This is a genomic window from Tsukamurella ocularis, from assembly GCF_965138335.1.
Taxonomy (GTDB): domain Bacteria; phylum Actinomycetota; class Actinomycetes; order Mycobacteriales; family Mycobacteriaceae; genus Tsukamurella; species Tsukamurella ocularis_A.
Genome location: NZ_CBCSDV010000017.1, coordinates 18,078 through 34,812, shown reverse-complemented (window position 1 = coordinate 34,812; position 16,735 = coordinate 18,078). Strand labels below are relative to the sequence as shown.

Below are 16,735 nucleotides of genomic sequence, written 5' to 3'. Positions count from 1 at the left end.
GGCCCGCTGCGCGGGCCGGGATTCAGTCCGCGACGCGAACCGAAGCTTGGATGCGGCGACCTGCTGGCCGCCTTCGCTGGCCGCCGGTGCGGCGACGTCGTCGTAGCGGACGACGACGGGCACCGGCTCGCCGAACGTGATCGCGGCGTCGCCGTCCTGCTCCGGGTCGACGGCCACGGCGATGCGCGCGCGGGTGCCGTCGGCGTCGTTGACGACGATGAGCTGCAGCGGCGCGAGCTGGATCTCCTCGATCCACAGGTCGTAGTTCTGCTCGCGGTCGTAGTAGGCGCGCCGGATGTCCTCGACGGTCGCGGCCGCGGCGATGGTCTTACCCATGGCGGATCCCTTCATCTGTGCGGGCAGGGCGGGCTGGTAGTCGTCGGCCCACATCGCGGCGATGTCGTTGAGCGGGGCGAGCGACCCGATCGCGGGCATCAGTGATGCCGAGCAGCGCGAGGCCGGTGATGACGAACGAGTGGACGTGGCCGACGGCGCAGCGGTGGTTCCACTCGCCCTCGATCGACCGCGACGGGTACGCCGACGCGAGGATCGGGCCGAGCCAGCCGGGCATCCCGGTCAGGTCGCCGACCAGCGAGCAGGCGTTGCGGACCGACAGATTCGTGATCCGGCCGAACGCGGGCTCACCGTCGAACCGCGGGTCGGTGTGCCCGAGCTTGATGATCGGGTCGCGCACCGCGGGGCAGTCCATCGCGGCCACCGCCGCGGTCAGGTCGTCGCGGGTGATGGTGGAGACGCCCGTCGAGGCGGACCACTGGCCGGTGCGGGCGAGTTCGACGCCCGGGACGTTCGACAGAGCGGGCCGCGCGGTCACCACAGCGCGCCCTGCCCGTCGACAGCGGCGGATCCGGCGCGCGCGAGCGGCTTGCGGGGCGCGCGGGACGCCGACACCGCCGCGATGGGCGCTTCGGCACCGAGCGGCGCGAGCTCAGGCGCGGACGGGAGGCCCATCCGCTGCTTCATCGACTGCGCGAGCACCGAATCCGGCGACAGCACGCCGGCCTGGACGAGCTGGACCACCGCGGCGGCCGTCGCGTCCTGCTGCGAGCCGATCGCGTCGAAGATCAGGCGTGGCGCGGCCTCGTCCGGCCCCCAGTTCACGTCGACGAGGTCCTCGATGACGTGCGCATTGAACACGTCCCGGACCATCTCCGCGTGCGTGTTCGTCGACTGCGCGAACACGTCCGCCTGCACCGACGCGAGCGCGTACGAGCCGCCGCTGGCGAGGTTCAGGAAGTGCGCGAGACCGGCGATCGCGATCATCTGGTCGTGGTACTCGATCGCCCGTGCCGTGTCGGGCATGTTGCCCTGCACGCCGAGCAGCTCGAGCTTCGCCTCGTAGGGCAGCGCGGCGCCGGCCTGCTCGCCGACGCGGTACGCCGACGCCATCTTCCTCAGCTTCTCGAGGTCCTCGTCGCTCGCGTTCGGCGCGCCGGTCGCCACCGGGACGCCCATGCCGTTGCGGCGGATCGACGTCGCCTGGATCCGCAGGAGCTCGTCCTTGAGCAGCCAGTGCTTGAACGACGGGCGCAGCAGCGACCGGCCGATCCAGAACCCCGGCTCCATATCGCGGGTGTAGACCACGAGGCGGTCGACGGGGATCTCGCTGGGCGTGCCCGACGCGGCACCGGCGTGCAGCACCGGCCCGCCGGTCGTCGGCGCCCACTGCTGGATCGACAGGAGCGCACCGGATTCGGCGACGTTCCACTGCGAGATAGTGCGCTGCGGGCGCGGCGCGAGCTTGTGCAGCCAGATCATGCCGTCTTCGTCGGTACGGTAGACCTGCTCGAACACTGCGTGCCCGTACTGGTTGCAGGTCAGCGCCCACATCAGGTGCTGCGGGAAGCTGAACCGGCCGCGGGTGCGCGTCGACAGCGGCTCATCCCCCGCGCCGTCGATCGGCAGGCCGAGATTCTGCGCCACGAAGGCGGTGACCTCGTCGGAGGCGCCGCCCTGGGCGATGCGCCACGGCGTGCGGCGGATCGGGAGGCTGATCGCGGAGAGCAGCGAGCTCACACGAGAGTCCTCGCGCTCCATCCGCGTGAACGTGCGCACGCTCGCGGGCCACTGCAGGTCGGGGACCTGCTCGAAGGCCTCCCACTGCGAGAAGCCGTTCGCCGACGGCGGCACCACCATGCCCTTCTCGCGGAACGCGGGCGTCGCGGGCTTCGGCTTCTTAGCGGCCTTCGCCATTTCGGCTCACCTCCCTTCTCTCAGTGCATGTTTCAGAACGCAACGGTCAGCAGGTCCACGCCGGAATCGCCCTCCGCGGCGGCCTGCGGGACATGGAACGCGGGCGAGGCGGGAGCGGCAGTCGGTTTCGATGCGAACCGGAGCACTCCCTCGCGGGCGAGCATCGCCGCGACGATCGGCGCCGACTCCGTGGTGGCCTCGAAGACGAAATCGCCCTGCGGCAGGTCTCGGAGCGTCAGCCCGCGCGCCGCGGTATCCAGCAGCGGCTGCCCGGAGTGCGAGATCACGCCGTCGTCGACGTCGTCGAGGAACCCGCCGCACGCGCCCGCGACCTGCGGCGTGTTCAGCAGCTCCGGTTCGATGCCGGCAGCCTGCAGCTTCGGCACGATCACCTTCGCCAGGCCCTTCGCGTCGAGCACCACGGCCGCCGGGTCCCAGTCGGTTACCACCGCGGACACGTACCGCACCACGTCGTCGTGCGACATCGGCCGCCACGAGCCGAGCTCGACGTGGATCCGGCCCGCGTCGGTGTGCTGGCCGGCCACGATCGCCCAGTGCCGGCGGTCTGGCGCGAGCACGAGCCCTATCACGGGGCTGCCGACCGGGGCGGGAGCGTCGTCGCGGCGCTTGCCCCACTTCTCGGGGTCGATCGCGGGCTTCTTGTCGAGCTCGTCGTCCGGCCAGTCGCCGCGGCCGAGGGCTTCGACGTCGTACGACTTCCGCCCCGCCTCGGTGGAGAGGTCCGCCTTGATGTCGAGGAGCTTCTCCTCTGTCTGGATCACCCCGAACGACGGGTTGGCGTACATCGCGGTCGCGATGTCCTCGCGGTCCAGGTCACCGACGGCCGCGCACGCGGCGCAGCACCCCGGATCGTCGGGCGCCATCCACTCGAGGAATCCGAGCCGGGGCTCGCCCGCGAGGCCGCGGCGCCGAACAGCGGCCAGGACAGCGCCGTTCGGGTGCTGATCCTGGTTCACCGCGCTCGACGCGTAGATGCGCTGCGGGTTGACGGCCGCCATCTGCGTGAACGCCATCGCGGCGATCTCGCTGTCGGTCAAGTTGTAGGCCTCGTCGTAGATGATCAGGTCGATCACCGTCAGGCCGCGACCGGCGTCGGCCGAGCGGGTGCCGAAGCTGATCAGCGCGCCTGTGTCGAGCTCGATCACGCCCTCGCCCTGCGAGCAGGTCTGCCGCACCACGTGCTTGCGGAGCCACGGCCGCCGCTTGATCAGCTTCATCATGCGGCGCCAGGCATCTCGCGCCGTCTTCCACCGCTGCGCGGTGTACAGGATCGTCTCGTCGAGCTTGAACAGCCCGTACAGGCACCGGTCGATCAGGATCTCCGACTTCCCGTTCTGCCGGGTGCAGATCAGGCACACCGTCGGGTGCGTCCACCGACCCGCGGGCGTGGTCGACATGATCACCTGCTGCGAGAGGCGCTGCCACGGCATCGACTCGACGCCGACCCGGCGCTTCAACTCGATCGCCTTGTCGCCCATCGACGTGTCGCCGGGCGTCACCGAGAGGTGGTGCGGCTCCTGCCGCCCGGTGAGCGTCGGGAACAGGTCAGAGATCGGCGAGGCCATCGCTCTCGGGCTCCTCGGCGCCGTCGCCTCTGCGCTTCGCGATGTCCGCGAGTAGCCGCTGCAGCGCGCCGGCCTGCTGCCGGGCCTCCGACAGCACGTTGTCGACCTTCACCTCGATGACGTCACCGTCGCGCTCGATCAGTTCGACGATGCCGTCCGCCTGGATCGCCGCGTGCAGCCGGTCGAGCCGGTCCGTGATGCGGCACGCCTCCTGGATCAGCACCGTCAGGTCCGCCGGGTCCAGCTCGTCGTGCAGCTCGCCCCACAACGCGGCGCCACCGTCACCGAATTCGTCGTCGAACGTCACGATCAACCGCACCTATCCGCCCAGGCAGGGCACATTTTCCGATTTCGTGATCGCCCGGCGTAAAAAAATCCCTGGCTACCGGGGCAGTCAGCTCGGAGCCCCCCTTCGAGATTTCAAAGGGGGGCTTGTGGTTCGGCTACCAGGGCCAGGGGAGGTGGCGTGGCGCGAGGCCGTCGTCGGCGGGGGAGGTGTCGCCGATGGGCTGGCCGGTGAGGGCGGGCCGGAGGTGGTCGCGGCTGCCGTCTTGGCGTTGCCGGTTGCAGGTCATGTGGAGGAGCCGGTCGGCGCGGTGTCCGCCGTGGGAGCGGGCGAGGCTGTGGTCGGCTTCGAGTGCGGCGCCGTCGAAGTTGCGGGCGGGCTCGCGGTACATCGGTCCGTTGCACCACCAGCAGTTCGCGCCGTCGCGGTGGTTCGCGATGAGGCGTCGGCGGATCTGTTGGTGCTGCCAGCCGAGTCCGCGTGCCGTCGTGGTCTTCAAGGGCGTGCTCCCTTGCGGGTCCTGAGACGACGAGAGCCCCGGCGCTTGGCGCGTGGGGCTCGGGTTGGCGGTTGGTCCAACTCTCCGCCGACGCGGCTAGCGTAGCACGGGCAGGGCTCAGTGCAGGTCATGGGATTTCGGTTGTCATCCGGTGCGGCTCGCGAGGGCGTCGAGCACGTCGCCGCAGCGGTAGAGCGCGTGTCCGCGTCGGTCTTGGCCGTGGGTGGTGATCCGGTAGCGCGCGAGGTTCCGGATCGTCTTGGTGGTGACCTTGATGCCGAGGCGTGCCTCGACGACGTCTACGAGCTCGGGGGCGGTGAACAGACGGCCGTCGAGCTCGCCGTCGATTCGCTGATCGTTGTCGGCCCGGGTGGTGACGACGCGCTCGCACTCGCGGCAGGTGATCTTCTCGGCGCCGCGGCGGGCGTACAGGTCGCCCTTGCAGACCGGGCATGCGCCGACGTAGCCGGGATGCTCGTGGCGGTCGACGACGCGGCGGGCCTGGGCGATGGCGTAGCAGAGCTCGTCGAGAGCCTGCGGGCCTTCCGGGGTGAGCGCGAGCCCGGTGACGTGCCGGGCGGTGTTGAGCCACCGTGCGGCCGCTGAGACGCCGAGGCGCCCGGGGTGGGTCATGAACCGCTTGGTTGTGACGTGCGTGATCCACGCGTTGAGCGTGTTCGCGAGGACCCACTCGACTTCGGAGGCGAGCCAGTGCATCGGGAGCGAGGAGTCCTCCTCGGTGCTGCCCTTCTTGGCGCGGCGGCTGCGGGGGCCGGCTGGATGGCTGGTCTGGCCGGTGACGGTCTCTTCGAGGGCTTCGGCGATCCACTCGATGACGGCGTCGAGCTCGGCCCTGAGCTTGGCCTGTTCGGCCGTGCTGAGGCTCATGTGGTCGGTGGCTGCGGGCATCCGCGTCAACCTCTCTGAACTGGGTGGACGGAGAACTCCGGGTTCTCGGAGTCGCCGTTGAGTCGGTCGCGGCTCGCCTCTGCGGCCTCGAGGGACAGCAGGTCGGAGACGCGGTGCTTGCTGCCATCGGGGAGCGTCCGGACGACGAAGTACAGGTCGGTCAGCACAGGATGTCCTCCTCGTCGGTGGCGGTCCAGGTGAGCTCGACCCAGAGCGCGGCGGGCTGGCTCTTGGCGGGCGGGTGGCCGACGGCGCGTTGGGTCATGTGGTCGGGGGAGTCGTCGGCGACGATCGGCCAGGCGGGGCCAGTGTCGCGGCCGCTGTGCCCGTGGAGCGCATCGAAGATCGCCTTGCACCCGGCGAGGCGGTTGTCGTCGTCCCAGATGCCGCGCGAGTCGGCGGGGCGGTGGTGGACGGTGACGGTGACGTGGTCGAGCCCGGTGGGCGCGCCAGCGCCGCGGGCGCGGACCATGAGCTCCCAGCGGACCTCGCGCCGGATGCGGTTGGTGGCGGACCAGTGCAGGCGGTTGTTCGGCGACTCGGGCGGGCGGGTCATGGTGGTGGTGAGCGTGATCGTTGGCACGGTGGGGCCTTTCGTGGTCAGGCGGCGGCGCGGCGCTGCAGGTCGGCGTGGACGAGGCGGGCGAGGCGGTCGAAGCGGTCGAGGATCCACTCGCGGCGCTGCTGGTCTTCGGGGGTGCCCCAGTCGGGGTTGAACTCGAAGCCGTGGCCGGCGAGCGCTTCGGGGTCGTCGGAGGCGAGCCACAGCGGCTCGAGGCGGCTGATGTCGCCCGCGTGGCGTGCGGTCTCGACGATCTCGCGTGCCTGTTCGGCGAGCGCGGCGCGGGCCACGGCCGGGTCGGTCGCGATCGCGGTGGCGCGGGCGGTGCTGGCCGAGAGCGCCTTTGCGGCGTCGTCGATCAGGTACGGCAGCAGGCCCGGCTTCGCCTTGTCGCGGTCGCGCCAATGGGCGAGGGCGGTGCGGATCGCGGCCTCGGGGACGTCCTGGGCGATGGCGGCGGCGACGTGGCGGGCGAGGCTGTCGATCGCGTTGCGTGAGAGGCGGCCGACGACCTGGCGCACCATCGTCCGGATCGCGTCGGTAACGACGGGCCCGCCGGGCGTCGGGGTCTCCATCGGGTCGGGCGGGTACGGGATGCCGTTGCTGAACCGTCCGTCGTTCGGGTCGTCGTAGCGGCCCTCGCGTATACCAACGCAACTACTACTATCTGATGGTCCCGCACTGACGCCCGGTGAGCACTGCTTACCGGGCGTGGACGCGGGGGTTTCGAGAAAGCTACCGGGCGTCGGTGCGGGTGTTCCTGAATCGTCACCGGGCGTCGGTGCGGGGGAATCGCCTTCGCTACCAGGCGTGAGTGAGGGTGTTTCTTCGTCTACACCGGGCGTCGGTGCGGGTGTTTCCGCGGCCGCCAACACGCCCAGCGAGTACGCCGAGGCCCGCCGGCGGCCGCCTCCACGGGAGGTCTGCACGACCACTCCGAGGTCCCTCAGCGACCGCATCGCGCGCTCCGTCGTCGACACCGCGAGGCCGGCATCACGGGCCACGGACGCCGCCGAGACGAACGCTCCCGCGCCCTCGCCGTTGCTGTTGTTCCACACCGCGATCGCGCACGCGTACTGCGCCGCGCTGAGCCCCTTGGTGCGGCCCAGCGCCTTCATCCACGCGAACTTGTCCGCGTCGCTCATCTCGAGCCCTCCGTTCCGATGTGTCCCATGCGCGCCTGGTGCGGCGCCCATCCGAGCCGCAGGTGACCACCCGCGGGCCCGGTACGGTTCTTCGCAGCGATCACCTGCACCTCACCGCTGTTCGGGTCGTCCGGGTCGTGGTGCAGCAGCAGCACGACGTCGGCGTCCTGCTCGATCGCGCCGGACTCGCGCAGGTCGATCAGCGAGGGCACCCGCTTCTCGCCTGCGGAGCCGCGGTTCAGCTGGCAGGCGATGATGATCGCGAGGTCCAGCTCGACGGCGAGCACCTTGAGGGCACGCGACATCGAGGCCACCTGCCGCTCGCGCGCGGCTCGGCTGTCGGTCTCGCGGAGCAGCTGCAGGTAGTCGACGAACACGACGCGCACGCCGTGGCGGCGCTTCATCCGCCGGCACACCGTCGCGATGTACTCGGTGGAGATGTTGTGCTTGTCCACCACGAACAGCGGCAGCGTGGCCTCGTGCTCGGCGAGGTAGGTGTCGACGGAGTCCTTGTGCCACTTCGACAGGCGCCGTCGCTGCAGCTGCGTGTAGTCGGCCTGCGCGCCCGCGGCGATCATGCGGGCCGCGACCTCGTGCACCGGCATCTCCGCGGAGAACACCAGCGCGGGCACGCCGCACTCGGCCGCGTACTGGGCGAGGTTGGCGCCCATGATCGACTTGCCGGCGCCGGGCCGCGCGCCGATCACGTAGGTGCGGCCACCCTGCAGGCCGTCGGCGATCACCGCGTTCAGGTCCGGGAACGGCGTGGCGATCGGCTGCGACAGTGGGCGGGCCTGCCGCTCCCGCCATGCCGCGACGGCCTCGCCGAACGTGAGCACGTCGTCGCCGGTGCGGGTGTCCGCCTCGTCGAGGCGGCGCAGATGCTCGCTGAGCAGCTCCGACGTCGAGCCCGCGTCCTGCCCCGCCTCGAGGGCGAACATCGCCGACTGCAGGGCGCCGCGCAGGCGTCGGCGCTCGGCGAGCTGCCGAACGGTGCGCGCGGCCTCGCCCGCCTGCCGGTCGGTGGCGGTGCGCATGTCCGCGAGCTCGAGGCGGCCGGTCAGCACGTGCTGGCGCAGCTCGGTGCCGGTGTGCGCGACCTGCTCGAGGATCCGGGAGCGGGTGCACAGCTGGCCGGCGTCGAGGATGGCGCGCGCCGCGGCCCACAGGGTGCCGGTGGCGGGGTCGGCGAAGTCGGACGGTGCAACGCTGGCGAGCAGAGTCGGATCGGGGTCCGCCAACGACAGACCCCGGGAGAGCAATGTCAGCTCGGCCTCGGGGTCGTCGAAGGTGTAGTCGCGGCGGTCCTGCAGTGTGTCGCGTGGATCGTCGCGTGCGAGTTGGTCGATGGGCTCCACGTGCTACCGGCCCACCATCCGGTCGATCTGCTCCTGTCGGCCGCTGTCGCGCCACCACGCGTTCCACGATCTGTCGCGCGAGGCCTGCAGCTGCCGCTCGAGCGTGAGCTTCTGGTCGATCAGCGCGAGCCGGTTATCGTCGGACAGCGTGAGGTCTTCGAGGTGCCGCGAGAGCTGCATGTCCCGCTGGATCATGACGGCCTGCTCCGGGGTGAGCGGCGGCACGTCCGGGACGTCGAGAGTGCTCACTGTTTCCCCTCGATGGCTCGGCGAATGCTGTCGTCTACGGCCTTCGCGTGCGCATCCCGCAGGCGGCGCACTGCCCGTTCTCCAAACGTGTCGGGACTCATCGCCGCAAGGAGGGCGTCCGCTTCACGGATCAAGATCTTCTTGTCGCCCTCCGGCTGCTCATCAACGGCAGCACGGCCAGCGCGGTATCCCGACGTGAACGTGACCTGCACCGAGGCATCCAGGTCACCCCACTTCGGCCAGTTGTTCGCGGCGGTCCACGCCTCCTCGGCCCGCTTGCGGTCGGACGCATCCTGTTCGGCCTCGGCGCGCTCACGGTCCAGGCGTTCGGCGCGATCGAGCAGGTGACGCTCCACAGCAAGGGCCGCGGGCGACACACCCGCCTTGTAGATCGCGCGGGCGTCGGCGGCGCATCGACGCAGCTGCCCGGAGTCGCCGAGGTCCAGCGGGGCGGGCTCGAACTTGAGGTCGGCGATCGTCAGGTGCGGTCTGGTGAGGGTGGAAGCCTTCCGCAGGAACGGATCACCAGGTGGGTCCAGCGGCACCAGGCCCGCGTCCTCAGCCTCGACGCGGCGTGCATAGCGCGACTTGCCATCCGGGGCGACCTGGAACCACGGCTCTTCGGCGTCCGGGCTCCACGCGAGCAGCACCCACAGGCAGCCGTCGGCCGACCTGAACGGCCGGCCCGGCCGGGCGTCGCGGGCGGGGTTCGGCGGATGCGCAGCCAACAGCTCCGGGTCGGCTGGCAGCTTCGGGGCGCTCACGATGCGCCGACGATCTGGTCGGCCGCGGCGCGCAGGACCTCGGCGAGGCTGTCGCGCACACGGTCCTCGTCGAGCTCCATCTTGATCTGCGGGACGTCACCCACGTCGATGCCGCCGGTGATGTTGACGGGCAGGTTGCTGGGGGCCTCGATGGTCGCGATGTTGGTGCCGTTGAGCGAGATGTCGATCGAGAAGATCGCGGGGATGCTGGGGAGCGGCTGGGCCATGGTCAGTTCTCCGGTTCGGTGTAGACGGTGGGTAGGCGGCGGTGCTCGGATGCGGCCTCGATGCGGATCGGCCCGCCCGGCGTCGACGAGAGCTCGGTGACGATGCCGGCGATGCGTTCGCGGGGGCCGCCTGGTCCTTCGAGGAGGATCCGGTGGGGTACTCCGAACGAGCGGGTGAACCGGCCGTCGATCTCGACGGTGAAGCCGGTGACGGTCTGCTCGTAGCTGACGACGCGCGCATTGCGGCCGAGGCGCACCGGCTGGCCGGCACTGGTGAACAGGCGGACGGTGAGCCGATCCGGATCAACCGCGAGCCCCGCAGAGACCGCTGCGCCGCGCATCTCAGACCAGGCGTTGGTGACGGCGTCGGTGACCTCGGTGATCTGGCCCAATGCCTGAACCGAGCCGAAGATCAGGTCGCGCAGTCGCTCCCATGGAGTCGGTTCCAGGATGGGCTCCCGCGCCTCGTCGTAGATGGTCAGGTCTGCGCCGTGACTTCGGGACACGAGACCGCCCTCGGCGTAACTGGGGTCGTCGCCGACCGGCCGGATCAGGACGTTCCCCCCGTCGGCCGTGGTACCGATGGCCGTGTAGCCGTGGGCGCGCAGCCCGGCTTCGAGTGCGGCATGCCGCTCGGCCTGCCTCCGGTCGAAGTCGCGACGTGCCTCCCGAAGCTCCTCGGCGCGCTGCTCGCGGACATGGGCCCGCCGAAACCCGACCGGTCCGGGGACGTTCGAGCCGGGGCAGACGATCCGCGACGTGTCCTCGTCATACCGGTACGACTCGTCGTACAGGCCCCAGTCGCGCATCTCCTCGATGCGCTCGGTGATCGCGAGGTGGTGCTCGTCGCTGCCGCAATGCGCGCACCGGGGCTGGCCGATGCTGTAGTCGTAGCCGGTGCGCTGGTCGTACCGCGCGAGCTGCTCGTCGACGATGTCCGTGATCTCGTCGCTGGTGAGCGCGCGGTCGATGCTGGCGATGACGCGATCGGTCTCGGTGCTCATAACTCCTCCGGCGGGTAGGCGTCGAGGGCGTCCGCGCAAGGCCAGAGAACTGGGATGCCGCGGTCGTCGAGGCAGTGCGCGCAGACGCGGGTTCCGTTGTCGCGGCGGGCGTTGGCGGGCACCTTGTGGTGCCGTGCGCGGATCGGGGCCAGTGCTTCGCGGGCGCCGTCGAGCCTCCCGCGGTCCTCGGTGGGCGTGACGTGGACGCCGCCGTGGTGGTCGGGGAGCCGGCGGATCGCAGCGAGGGCGGGATCGGTGCTCATGCCGGCACCGCCCGAGGCTCGGTGTCGTGGAAGGTGAGCGTCTCGGTGCGGCCGTCGTGCAGCGTGATCACGAGCGCGTCGCCGTCGAGCGTGTGGTTCATGCGGGCCTCGCGGCACCGGGCGATGCGGTGCCGGCGGATGTCGGCCGCGGTGTAGCCGGTCCAGCGGTGCACGACCACGCTGGCGACGGTGCCGTCGTCCCAGCGCTGGACGGAGCGCAGCCAGGCGGTGGCGCCGACGGTGCGGGTCTCGGGCATCAATCCTCCTCGGACGGTGTCGCGAGGCCCAGGCGGGCGCGGGCGAAGTCGAGCAGCGCTGCGTGGGCTTCGTCGTCGAGGTCGTCCCAGCCGACGAGCGTGGCCGCGTCCGGCAGCGGGGCGATACCGAGCGCGTCCGTGAGGCGCTGCAGGGCCGGAGCCACGGCGGCGTGCCCGATGGTCGACAGCATGTCGCGGGCGCTCAGCTCGACGGCGCGCTCGAGCAAGGCCTCGGCCTCCTCAAGCGCCGCGGCCATGCGCCGGACCAGGTCGGGCGCCGCAGCGATGAACCGGGCGTTCGCGTTCCGCACGTCGACGACGTCGGCCCGGTACACCTTCGGGTGATCGCGCGGGGTGTCGTCGGGCAGGTTCTGGTTGCGGGCGACCTCGTAGACGACGAGGTCGCGGCCGTGGGTCACGTGCCAATGCGCACCGTCGGCGCCGAACGAGATGTACTTCTCGGGATTGGCCTCCCGCATCTCGATCCAGCGGTCGCGGTCGATGTAGTCGCCGAGCTCACGATCGGCATCCCACTCGGCGGCAGCGGTTTCTGCGGGGTCGTCCTCCTGGCACCTGCGCATCACGTCCAGGTGCCCGTGCGGGCCGCCGACCGCGCGGAGCTCGACGTCGCCTCGGTGGTCGGTATTCCCGCGCCAGACCCAGCGGCCCGGCGTGACGCCGTCGAGAGCGGCCCGGGCCTCGCTCGCAAGGTCCTTGGTCTCGGTCATGATCTGCCTCTCGTGTTCTGGTGGCGCGCTGCGGAGCGCGGGGTGAGGCCGCTGCGCGTGACCGCGACGGGCACGCTGCGGCGCATGGCGTTCTTCGCGGCGCGCACGTCGTGGATGTCCATCCAGTAGCGGCGGCCGTCCCACCGGCAGTGGTCCTTGAAGGCGCCGTCGCGGCACTGGGCGCGGATCCACTCCTCGGAGTGGTTGCCGAAGACCTTCGCCTCGGCGAGCTCGCGCGGGGACATGAGCCGTTCGTCGTCGAGGGTGCTCATCGGATGCCCCGCAGGTGCTCGCCCGGCTTCGGCGCGCGCCGCTGCGCCGCCTCGATGGCGGCCACCGCGGCATCCGGGTTCTCGATCCGGATCGCGGTCGTCACCGTCGTGCCGGCGCCGGTGATGTACCTGCGGATCACCTCGGCGTCGGCGACCAGGTCCGCCGCGCTGGGCTTGGCGCCGGTGGCCTCGGCGAGGTGGATCGCGCGGTCGACGGCCTTGAGGCGGATCAGCTCGGCGGGGGACATCAGGTTCCTCTCGTAGCGGTGCGGGCCGGTCATGACGCGACCCCGAGGCGTTCGGCGGCGGCCTGGACCCGTTCGAAGTCCTCGCGCCGGCCGCCGCGGTCGGGATGGGTGGCCATGACGGCGCGGCGGTAGACGTCGCGCCACGAATCGCCCTCACGCAGGCCGTCGCCGAACTGCATGAGCACGGCCTCGGCGTCTGCGGTGCTCGACGGTGCGGGCCCGGAGTCGAGCTGCCGCCAGCCGGTGTACTGCTGGCTGCCCGCGGTGATGCCGTACCGATCGAGGCGGCGCAGTCCCTCGAGACCGAGCGCGATCGCGCGAAGGTTGTCCTGCCAGCGGGTGAACCGATCGCACGGGAACGACAGCGCGCCCTTGGTGCTCTCCACGTTGAGGATCACCCCGGGGTGCTCGGGCGTGCTGTTCGCGCGGGGCATCCCGTCGAGGCGGAAGTCCTGCTCGCGCATCGCGATCTGCAGCACAGCGTCGGCGTTCCCGCCCATGGGGCCGAGGTGCCAGAGCTCGCGGTCCAACTTGTCGAGCGTGTCCGCCCACGGTGCGGAGAACGGCGAGCGGATCCGGTCGGTGGTGAGCGTCCCGGGCCACGCCACGATGGGGCGCAGGCGCATGCCGGTGGGGTAGTTGGTAGCCATCAGACCGACGCCTCCTTGCCTCGGCGCCCGGGTGTGTCGAGGTCGGCCATGCGGCCGGGCCCGAGATCGACGACGGGTACGCACGGCAGGAGCACGAGGTCGAGATAGCCGCGGGCCGCGATCACCTCGGTCACGCGGTAGGCGCCGCCACGCCACTGGGCGAACAGGTCGCCGTCGTGGTCGCGCACGAACTCCTGGACGCGCGGGCGGTGGGCGCACCGGATCCGAAACCGGAGGCCCGTGAGCTCGGTCGCCTCCACGTCGATGTGCGCGATGAAACGGCCGTCCCACAGCGCCATCGAATTCGGGTTCGGTTCGTCGCGCTGCAGAGCGTTCTCGTGCTCGCGGGCGACGGGGAAGCCGGCGCGATGAGGCGCGTTCGCCCACGGGTCCGGCACGGGCGTGCGGTAGTCGTGGCCGAGGTAGTCGAGCACGATCGCGGCGGCGGCGCGGGCCGCCCCGGCGAGCGCGTCGTGCATCTCGGGCGAGTCGAGCAGGTCGGCGGGCATGTCCTCCTCGATCAGGGCGATCCGGGCGGCCTGGTGGGCGACGTCGCCGAACCAGTCGGGGAGGGGGCGCAGCTGGGTGGTGTTCATGCGGCCCCCAGAACGATCTGCGGGTCGACCTTGCCGCGGCCGGCCTGGTTGTAGGCGTCGACGATCACACGCACCACGCACTGCCACTGCTGGCCGTCGTGGATCTTCCGGGACTCGACGGCCCGGGCGTGCAGCTGCGTGGGGGTGACCTCGACGAGGGCGTCGACGAGCCGCTCCTCGTCCAGCTCGTCGGACCGCAAGATCTCGAACAGGCCGCGGACGATGCCGGCTTTCAACCCGGCGGGGTCGCTCGGCCACAGGTCCGTGATCGACGCGAGCGTCGCGGAGAGGAACTGCGGGTCGCGGCGGTACGCGGCCTCGAGCGCGGAGAGGCAGCCGAGTGCGTTGGTCGCACCGCCGGGCGCGACCTTGAGACCCACGCCTTCGGCGATGCGGTCGATGCCGAGCACGGTGTCGTCGCCGGCCGCGCGCCGGGCCTTCCATCGGTCCCAGGTCGACAGCTTCTTGGTGGACAGGTCGATGTCGCGGAACAGCGCGGCCTCGTCGGCCACGGTCAGGCCGGTGTGGACGTTCGCGGCGAGGTGCGTGGTGGCGCCGGCGTGTGAGGCCGCGGCCCACCGGTGCTGGCCGTTGACGACGGCGTACCGTGGCGACTGGTCTTCGCCGCGGTCGGCGACGTCGAGGACGCCGACGAGCCGCGGGTCCCACGTCGCGCCCATGCGGTGCGCGCGGCGCTCGTCGAGCTCGCGCTGGTACGACCGGTCGACGAACATCTCGGCGACGGGGATCGCTGCGGTGTAGACGTTCTCGTTCATGACTGCTCGTCTCCGTGGCGGCAGGCGCCGACGGCGTGCGCGAACGTCGGCAGCATCTCGGTGCCGAGCACGCGGACGGCGGTGCACGCGGCAGCGGGGTCGTCGTAGTGCACGTCGATGTCGATGCGGTTGATGCCGTCGTCGGTCACCACGTCAATCCGGCACTCCTTGACGTGCGCGAACTGAGGGACGGGGGCGTGCCGGTGTGCGCGGCGACGGCCGATCACGCGGGTCGCCAGGTAGGCGAGGACGAACGACGGGACGCCGACGACGGTGCCGGCGCCGATGGACGCGAGGATCTGCTGCATCATCTTCTGGCCTTCTTCCTCGGTGGCTTCTCAGGCTTGGTGTTCTCGTCGAACGACTTCCACAGCTCGGCGTGCGCGGTGCACAACCGCAGTTGCGTGCCGTCGGGCATGGTGCGGACCATCCGGACGTGGAGCCGGGACCCGTACGCGCCGCCCGACTCGTGCTGCGCGGCGAAGCACTCGTCGCACGTGGCGCGCTGGCGCGACCCGGCGTACTTGGGGCGCCACGTCTTCGTGGACAGGTACGGCGCGCGCTGAAACGTCTTCGAGAGGCGCCGCTCGAGCTGGCCGGTCTGCATCGGGGACACGTACGGCGCGGTCATCGCTGCGCCTTCCGCGCTTCGAGGCCCGCGGTCACGGCGTGCTCGGCCGCGACCTCCATGGCGCGCTCGGCGTGCCGACGGTTCAGCGCCGCAGCCTGCGCCGCGTGCTCGGCGCGTTCCGCCGCCGCCCGGGCCGCGGTCACGCAGAGCACCTGCACAACCACGGCCAGGGCGATGAGGACGATCAGCGCGGTGATCACAGCTCGGCCTTGATCGCCCGGGCCGCGCGCTCGCGCGCATCGTTGACGAGCTCGGCCACCCAGGCGGGCGGGGGAGCGGTGTCGGTGTGGGCGAACGCGCACTGCCGGGTTGCTGAGCCGAGCTTGCCGTCCTTCTTCACCATCGGCCCGGTCAGGACGACCGTCCAGCTGCCGCCGGCCTGGTCCCAGAACCGCACCGACGCGGTCTCGGGCCGGAACTTCGCGCCGTCACGCGAGGGCAGGGTGAAAAGGTCGCGGCCCGCGAGCTGGCGGGCCAGGTCGCTGCCGCCCTCGAGGTCGGACGGGTCGAGCTGGTACTTGATGTCGATGTCGATCGGCATGTGCGAGCGGAGCGCGGTGATCACTGGTCGACCGCCTCGGTGTCGACGGGCTCATCGGCGGGCGCCGTCGCGGGCGCCTCCTCGGCGGGCGGGTCGGTGAGCGCCTCCCGGCGTGCCGCGGTGGCCGCCTTCACCTGCTTGGTGCGGTTGCTGTTCGGGTGCGGCAGCCGCGGCGCGATCTCCTTGATGTAGCCGTTCAGCTGGTCGACGGTGGTGAACTGCTCGATCTGCTTGAGCACGTCGTCGATCTCGCCGTCGGTGAGCGCGGCCGCCGCGGTGTTGCTGGCGACCTGCTCGGGCGTGCTGGCCTGCTTGGGCGGCTCGACCTCGCCGTCGACGACCTCGGGCATCTCGGCGTCCTCGAAGATCCCGCCCATGTCGGCGGGGAACGCCATGCGCCAGGCCGCGGCCTCGGCGCACTTCGAGAGCATCCACGCGGGCTGCGTCACCCACTGGCCGGTGAGCGCGGTGCCGCCGTCTCTCGTGTTCCGGGTCTGCGCGCGCTCGGAGAACGCGACGACGGCGGCGAACTCGATGCCGTCGACGGTGACGATGCCCTTCGCGGCGGCCGGCGGCTGCGACGGATCGAGCCACACGTCGCGCCACTCGCCGTCGAAGCCGCAGTATTCGTGGCGGGGGACGGGGTAGCCGCGGCCCTGCGCCTTCGCGATGCGGTTGCCGAGGATCCGGAAGCCGTCGATGCCGACCTGGATCGTGTACTTGGTCTCCCAGCGCTCGGGCTCGCCGCGGTAGCCGCCGACCTTCGTGCGGCGCCCGATCATGTAGATCTGCTTGAGGAACGGGTCGAGCTGCGTGTTCGCGCAGTAGTGGAAGAACACGGCGAGGTCCGCGTCGGGGGCGTCGTCGATGCCGAGCTGCTTGAGGTGCTCGCGCTGCTCGGGCGTGAACTCCCGCTGCTGCGGGGTGATCGCGAGCTTGCTGCGGTTGGTGGTCGCGAGTGCGGTGGACATGG

The 16,735-nt window shown here is 71.2% G+C and carries 27 protein-coding genes and 1 pseudogene; all 28 read right to left on the bottom strand.

What is annotated here, in order from left to right:
* Positions 1-336: pseudogene (locus ACNAYW_RS15775) on the bottom strand (phage protease); the annotation flags it as partial.
* Positions 329-832, bottom strand: a complete 504-nt coding sequence (locus tag ACNAYW_RS15770; protein ID WP_415850617.1) for a hypothetical protein — start codon at positions 830-832, stop codon at positions 329-331. The pseudogene ACNAYW_RS15775 and the gene ACNAYW_RS15770, both read right to left, overlap by 8 nt.
* A complete protein-coding gene (locus tag ACNAYW_RS15765) occupies positions 829-2,211 on the bottom strand; it encodes a phage portal protein family protein (protein ID WP_415850616.1) in 1,383 nt (460 codons plus the stop codon). Before ACNAYW_RS15765 ends, ACNAYW_RS15770 begins: the two co-directional genes overlap by 4 nt.
* A gap of 32 nt (positions 2,212-2,243) precedes the next feature.
* Positions 2,244-3,797 (bottom strand): hypothetical protein, encoded by a 1,554-nt coding sequence (locus ACNAYW_RS15760; RefSeq protein WP_415850615.1) that lies wholly within the window; start codon positions 3,795-3,797, stop codon positions 2,244-2,246.
* Positions 3,778-4,104 (bottom strand): hypothetical protein, encoded by a 327-nt coding sequence (locus tag ACNAYW_RS15755; RefSeq protein ID WP_415850614.1) that lies wholly within the window; start codon positions 4,102-4,104, stop codon positions 3,778-3,780. Before ACNAYW_RS15755 ends, ACNAYW_RS15760 begins: the two co-directional genes overlap by 20 nt.
* A 136-nt stretch (positions 4,105-4,240) precedes the next feature.
* A complete protein-coding gene (locus tag ACNAYW_RS15750; RefSeq protein ID WP_225536009.1) occupies positions 4,241-4,582 on the bottom strand; it encodes a hypothetical protein in 342 nt (113 codons plus the stop codon).
* A gap of 144 nt (positions 4,583-4,726) precedes the next feature.
* The gene (locus tag ACNAYW_RS15745; RefSeq protein ID WP_415850613.1) at positions 4,727-5,491 is read right to left on the bottom strand and encodes a hypothetical protein; all 765 of its coding nucleotides are present in this window, start codon (positions 5,489-5,491) and stop codon (positions 4,727-4,729) included.
* A 5-nt stretch (positions 5,492-5,496) separates the two neighbouring features.
* The gene (locus ACNAYW_RS15740; protein ID WP_225536006.1) at positions 5,497-5,658 is read right to left on the bottom strand and encodes a hypothetical protein; all 162 of its coding nucleotides are present in this window, start codon (positions 5,656-5,658) and stop codon (positions 5,497-5,499) included.
* Positions 5,652-6,074 carry a hypothetical protein gene (locus ACNAYW_RS15735; protein ID WP_415850612.1) on the bottom strand — a complete coding sequence of 141 codons (423 nt, stop codon included), beginning with the start codon at positions 6,072-6,074 and terminating at the stop codon, positions 5,652-5,654. The genes ACNAYW_RS15740 and ACNAYW_RS15735 overlap by 7 nt, the downstream gene beginning before the upstream one ends.
* A gap of 17 nt (positions 6,075-6,091) precedes the next feature.
* Positions 6,092-7,198 (bottom strand): hypothetical protein, encoded by a 1,107-nt coding sequence (locus ACNAYW_RS15730; RefSeq protein WP_415850611.1) that lies wholly within the window; start codon positions 7,196-7,198, stop codon positions 6,092-6,094.
* Positions 7,195-8,556, bottom strand: a complete 1,362-nt coding sequence (locus ACNAYW_RS15725) for a replicative DNA helicase (protein WP_415850610.1) — start codon at positions 8,554-8,556, stop codon at positions 7,195-7,197. The genes ACNAYW_RS15730 and ACNAYW_RS15725 overlap by 4 nt, the downstream gene beginning before the upstream one ends.
* 3 nt (positions 8,557-8,559) lie before the next feature.
* A complete protein-coding gene (locus ACNAYW_RS15720; RefSeq protein ID WP_415850609.1) occupies positions 8,560-8,805 on the bottom strand; it encodes a hypothetical protein in 246 nt (81 codons plus the stop codon).
* A complete protein-coding gene (locus ACNAYW_RS15715) occupies positions 8,802-9,569 on the bottom strand; it encodes a hypothetical protein (RefSeq protein ID WP_415850608.1) in 768 nt (255 codons plus the stop codon). The genes ACNAYW_RS15720 and ACNAYW_RS15715 overlap by 4 nt, the downstream gene beginning before the upstream one ends.
* Positions 9,566-9,796 (bottom strand): hypothetical protein, encoded by a 231-nt coding sequence (locus tag ACNAYW_RS15710; protein WP_326482762.1) that lies wholly within the window; start codon positions 9,794-9,796, stop codon positions 9,566-9,568. The genes ACNAYW_RS15715 and ACNAYW_RS15710 overlap by 4 nt, the downstream gene beginning before the upstream one ends.
* Positions 9,797-9,798: 2 nt before the next feature.
* Positions 9,799-10,800: a hypothetical protein gene (locus tag ACNAYW_RS15705; protein WP_415850607.1), complete on the bottom strand. Its 1,002-nt coding sequence runs from the start codon at positions 10,798-10,800 to the stop codon at positions 9,799-9,801.
* On the bottom strand, positions 10,797-11,063 hold the full coding sequence (locus ACNAYW_RS15700; protein WP_225535999.1) for a hypothetical protein: 267 nt from the start codon (positions 11,061-11,063) through the stop codon (positions 10,797-10,799). The genes ACNAYW_RS15705 and ACNAYW_RS15700 overlap by 4 nt, the downstream gene beginning before the upstream one ends.
* Positions 11,060-11,320, bottom strand: a complete 261-nt coding sequence (locus ACNAYW_RS15695; protein ID WP_415850606.1) for a hypothetical protein — start codon at positions 11,318-11,320, stop codon at positions 11,060-11,062. The genes ACNAYW_RS15700 and ACNAYW_RS15695 overlap by 4 nt, the downstream gene beginning before the upstream one ends.
* On the bottom strand, positions 11,320-12,048 hold the full coding sequence (locus tag ACNAYW_RS15690; RefSeq protein WP_326482766.1) for a hypothetical protein: 729 nt from the start codon (positions 12,046-12,048) through the stop codon (positions 11,320-11,322). Before ACNAYW_RS15690 ends, ACNAYW_RS15695 begins: the two co-directional genes overlap by 1 nt.
* A complete protein-coding gene (locus ACNAYW_RS15685) occupies positions 12,045-12,320 on the bottom strand; it encodes a hypothetical protein (protein ID WP_068524352.1) in 276 nt (91 codons plus the stop codon). The genes ACNAYW_RS15690 and ACNAYW_RS15685 overlap by 4 nt, the downstream gene beginning before the upstream one ends.
* Positions 12,317-12,601: a hypothetical protein gene (locus ACNAYW_RS15680; RefSeq protein ID WP_415850605.1), complete on the bottom strand. Its 285-nt coding sequence runs from the start codon at positions 12,599-12,601 to the stop codon at positions 12,317-12,319. The genes ACNAYW_RS15685 and ACNAYW_RS15680 overlap by 4 nt, the downstream gene beginning before the upstream one ends.
* Positions 12,598-13,218 carry a molecular chaperone DnaJ gene (locus ACNAYW_RS15675; RefSeq protein WP_415850604.1) on the bottom strand — a complete coding sequence of 207 codons (621 nt, stop codon included), beginning with the start codon at positions 13,216-13,218 and terminating at the stop codon, positions 12,598-12,600. Before ACNAYW_RS15675 ends, ACNAYW_RS15680 begins: the two co-directional genes overlap by 4 nt.
* The gene (locus ACNAYW_RS15670; protein WP_415850603.1) at positions 13,218-13,814 is read right to left on the bottom strand and encodes a hypothetical protein; all 597 of its coding nucleotides are present in this window, start codon (positions 13,812-13,814) and stop codon (positions 13,218-13,220) included. Before ACNAYW_RS15670 ends, ACNAYW_RS15675 begins: the two co-directional genes overlap by 1 nt.
* Positions 13,811-14,590 (bottom strand): DUF6551 family protein, encoded by a 780-nt coding sequence (locus ACNAYW_RS15665; protein ID WP_415850602.1) that lies wholly within the window; start codon positions 14,588-14,590, stop codon positions 13,811-13,813. The genes ACNAYW_RS15670 and ACNAYW_RS15665 overlap by 4 nt, the downstream gene beginning before the upstream one ends.
* The gene (locus ACNAYW_RS15660) at positions 14,587-14,901 is read right to left on the bottom strand and encodes a hypothetical protein (RefSeq protein WP_415850601.1); all 315 of its coding nucleotides are present in this window, start codon (positions 14,899-14,901) and stop codon (positions 14,587-14,589) included. Before ACNAYW_RS15660 ends, ACNAYW_RS15665 begins: the two co-directional genes overlap by 4 nt.
* Positions 14,898-15,221: a hypothetical protein gene (locus ACNAYW_RS15655; RefSeq protein WP_415850600.1), complete on the bottom strand. Its 324-nt coding sequence runs from the start codon at positions 15,219-15,221 to the stop codon at positions 14,898-14,900. Before ACNAYW_RS15655 ends, ACNAYW_RS15660 begins: the two co-directional genes overlap by 4 nt.
* Complete coding sequence (locus tag ACNAYW_RS15650) at positions 15,218-15,421, bottom strand: hypothetical protein (RefSeq protein WP_415850599.1); 204 nt, start codon at positions 15,419-15,421, stop codon at positions 15,218-15,220. Before ACNAYW_RS15650 ends, ACNAYW_RS15655 begins: the two co-directional genes overlap by 4 nt.
* Complete coding sequence (locus ACNAYW_RS15645) at positions 15,418-15,786, bottom strand: hypothetical protein (protein ID WP_326482774.1); 369 nt, start codon at positions 15,784-15,786, stop codon at positions 15,418-15,420. Before ACNAYW_RS15645 ends, ACNAYW_RS15650 begins: the two co-directional genes overlap by 4 nt.
* Entirely contained in the window at positions 15,783-16,733 is a 951-nt protein-coding gene (locus tag ACNAYW_RS15640) for a recombinase RecT (RefSeq protein ID WP_415850598.1), read from the bottom strand. The genes ACNAYW_RS15645 and ACNAYW_RS15640 overlap by 4 nt, the downstream gene beginning before the upstream one ends.
* Positions 16,734-16,735: the final 2 nt, after the last annotated feature.

Coding starts and splice junctions, on each gene's coding strand:
- ACNAYW_RS15765 (WP_415850616.1), bottom strand. CDS start 2,211: ATGGCGAAGGCCGCTAAGAAGCCGAAGCCCGCGACGCCCGCGTTCCGC.
- ACNAYW_RS15760 (WP_415850615.1), bottom strand. CDS start 3,797: ATGGCCTCGCCGATCTCTGACCTGTTCCCGACGCTCACCGGGCGGCAG.
- ACNAYW_RS15745 (WP_415850613.1), bottom strand. CDS start 5,491: ATGCCCGCAGCCACCGACCACATGAGCCTCAGCACGGCCGAACAGGCC.
- ACNAYW_RS15730 (WP_415850611.1), bottom strand. CDS start 7,198: ATGAGCGACGCGGACAAGTTCGCGTGGATGAAGGCGCTGGGCCGCACC.
- ACNAYW_RS15710 (WP_326482762.1), bottom strand. CDS start 9,796: ATGGCCCAGCCGCTCCCCAGCATCCCCGCGATCTTCTCGATCGACATC.
- ACNAYW_RS15705 (WP_415850607.1), bottom strand. CDS start 10,800: ATGAGCACCGAGACCGATCGCGTCATCGCCAGCATCGACCGCGCGCTC.
- ACNAYW_RS15700 (WP_225535999.1), bottom strand. CDS start 11,063: ATGAGCACCGATCCCGCCCTCGCTGCGATCCGCCGGCTCCCCGACCAC.
- ACNAYW_RS15695 (WP_415850606.1), bottom strand. CDS start 11,320: ATGCCCGAGACCCGCACCGTCGGCGCCACCGCCTGGCTGCGCTCCGTC.
- ACNAYW_RS15690 (WP_326482766.1), bottom strand. CDS start 12,048: ATGACCGAGACCAAGGACCTTGCGAGCGAGGCCCGGGCCGCTCTCGAC.
- ACNAYW_RS15685 (WP_068524352.1), bottom strand. CDS start 12,320: ATGAGCACCCTCGACGACGAACGGCTCATGTCCCCGCGCGAGCTCGCC.
- ACNAYW_RS15680 (WP_415850605.1), bottom strand. CDS start 12,601: ATGACCGGCCCGCACCGCTACGAGAGGAACCTGATGTCCCCCGCCGAG.
- ACNAYW_RS15675 (WP_415850604.1), bottom strand. CDS start 13,218: ATGGCTACCAACTACCCCACCGGCATGCGCCTGCGCCCCATCGTGGCG.
- ACNAYW_RS15670 (WP_415850603.1), bottom strand. CDS start 13,814: ATGAACACCACCCAGCTGCGCCCCCTCCCCGACTGGTTCGGCGACGTC.
- ACNAYW_RS15665 (WP_415850602.1), bottom strand. CDS start 14,590: ATGAACGAGAACGTCTACACCGCAGCGATCCCCGTCGCCGAGATGTTC.
- ACNAYW_RS15660 (WP_415850601.1), bottom strand. CDS start 14,901: ATGATGCAGCAGATCCTCGCGTCCATCGGCGCCGGCACCGTCGTCGGC.
- ACNAYW_RS15655 (WP_415850600.1), bottom strand. CDS start 15,221: ATGACCGCGCCGTACGTGTCCCCGATGCAGACCGGCCAGCTCGAGCGG.
- ACNAYW_RS15640 (WP_415850598.1), bottom strand. CDS start 16,733: ATGTCCACCGCACTCGCGACCACCAACCGCAGCAAGCTCGCGATCACC.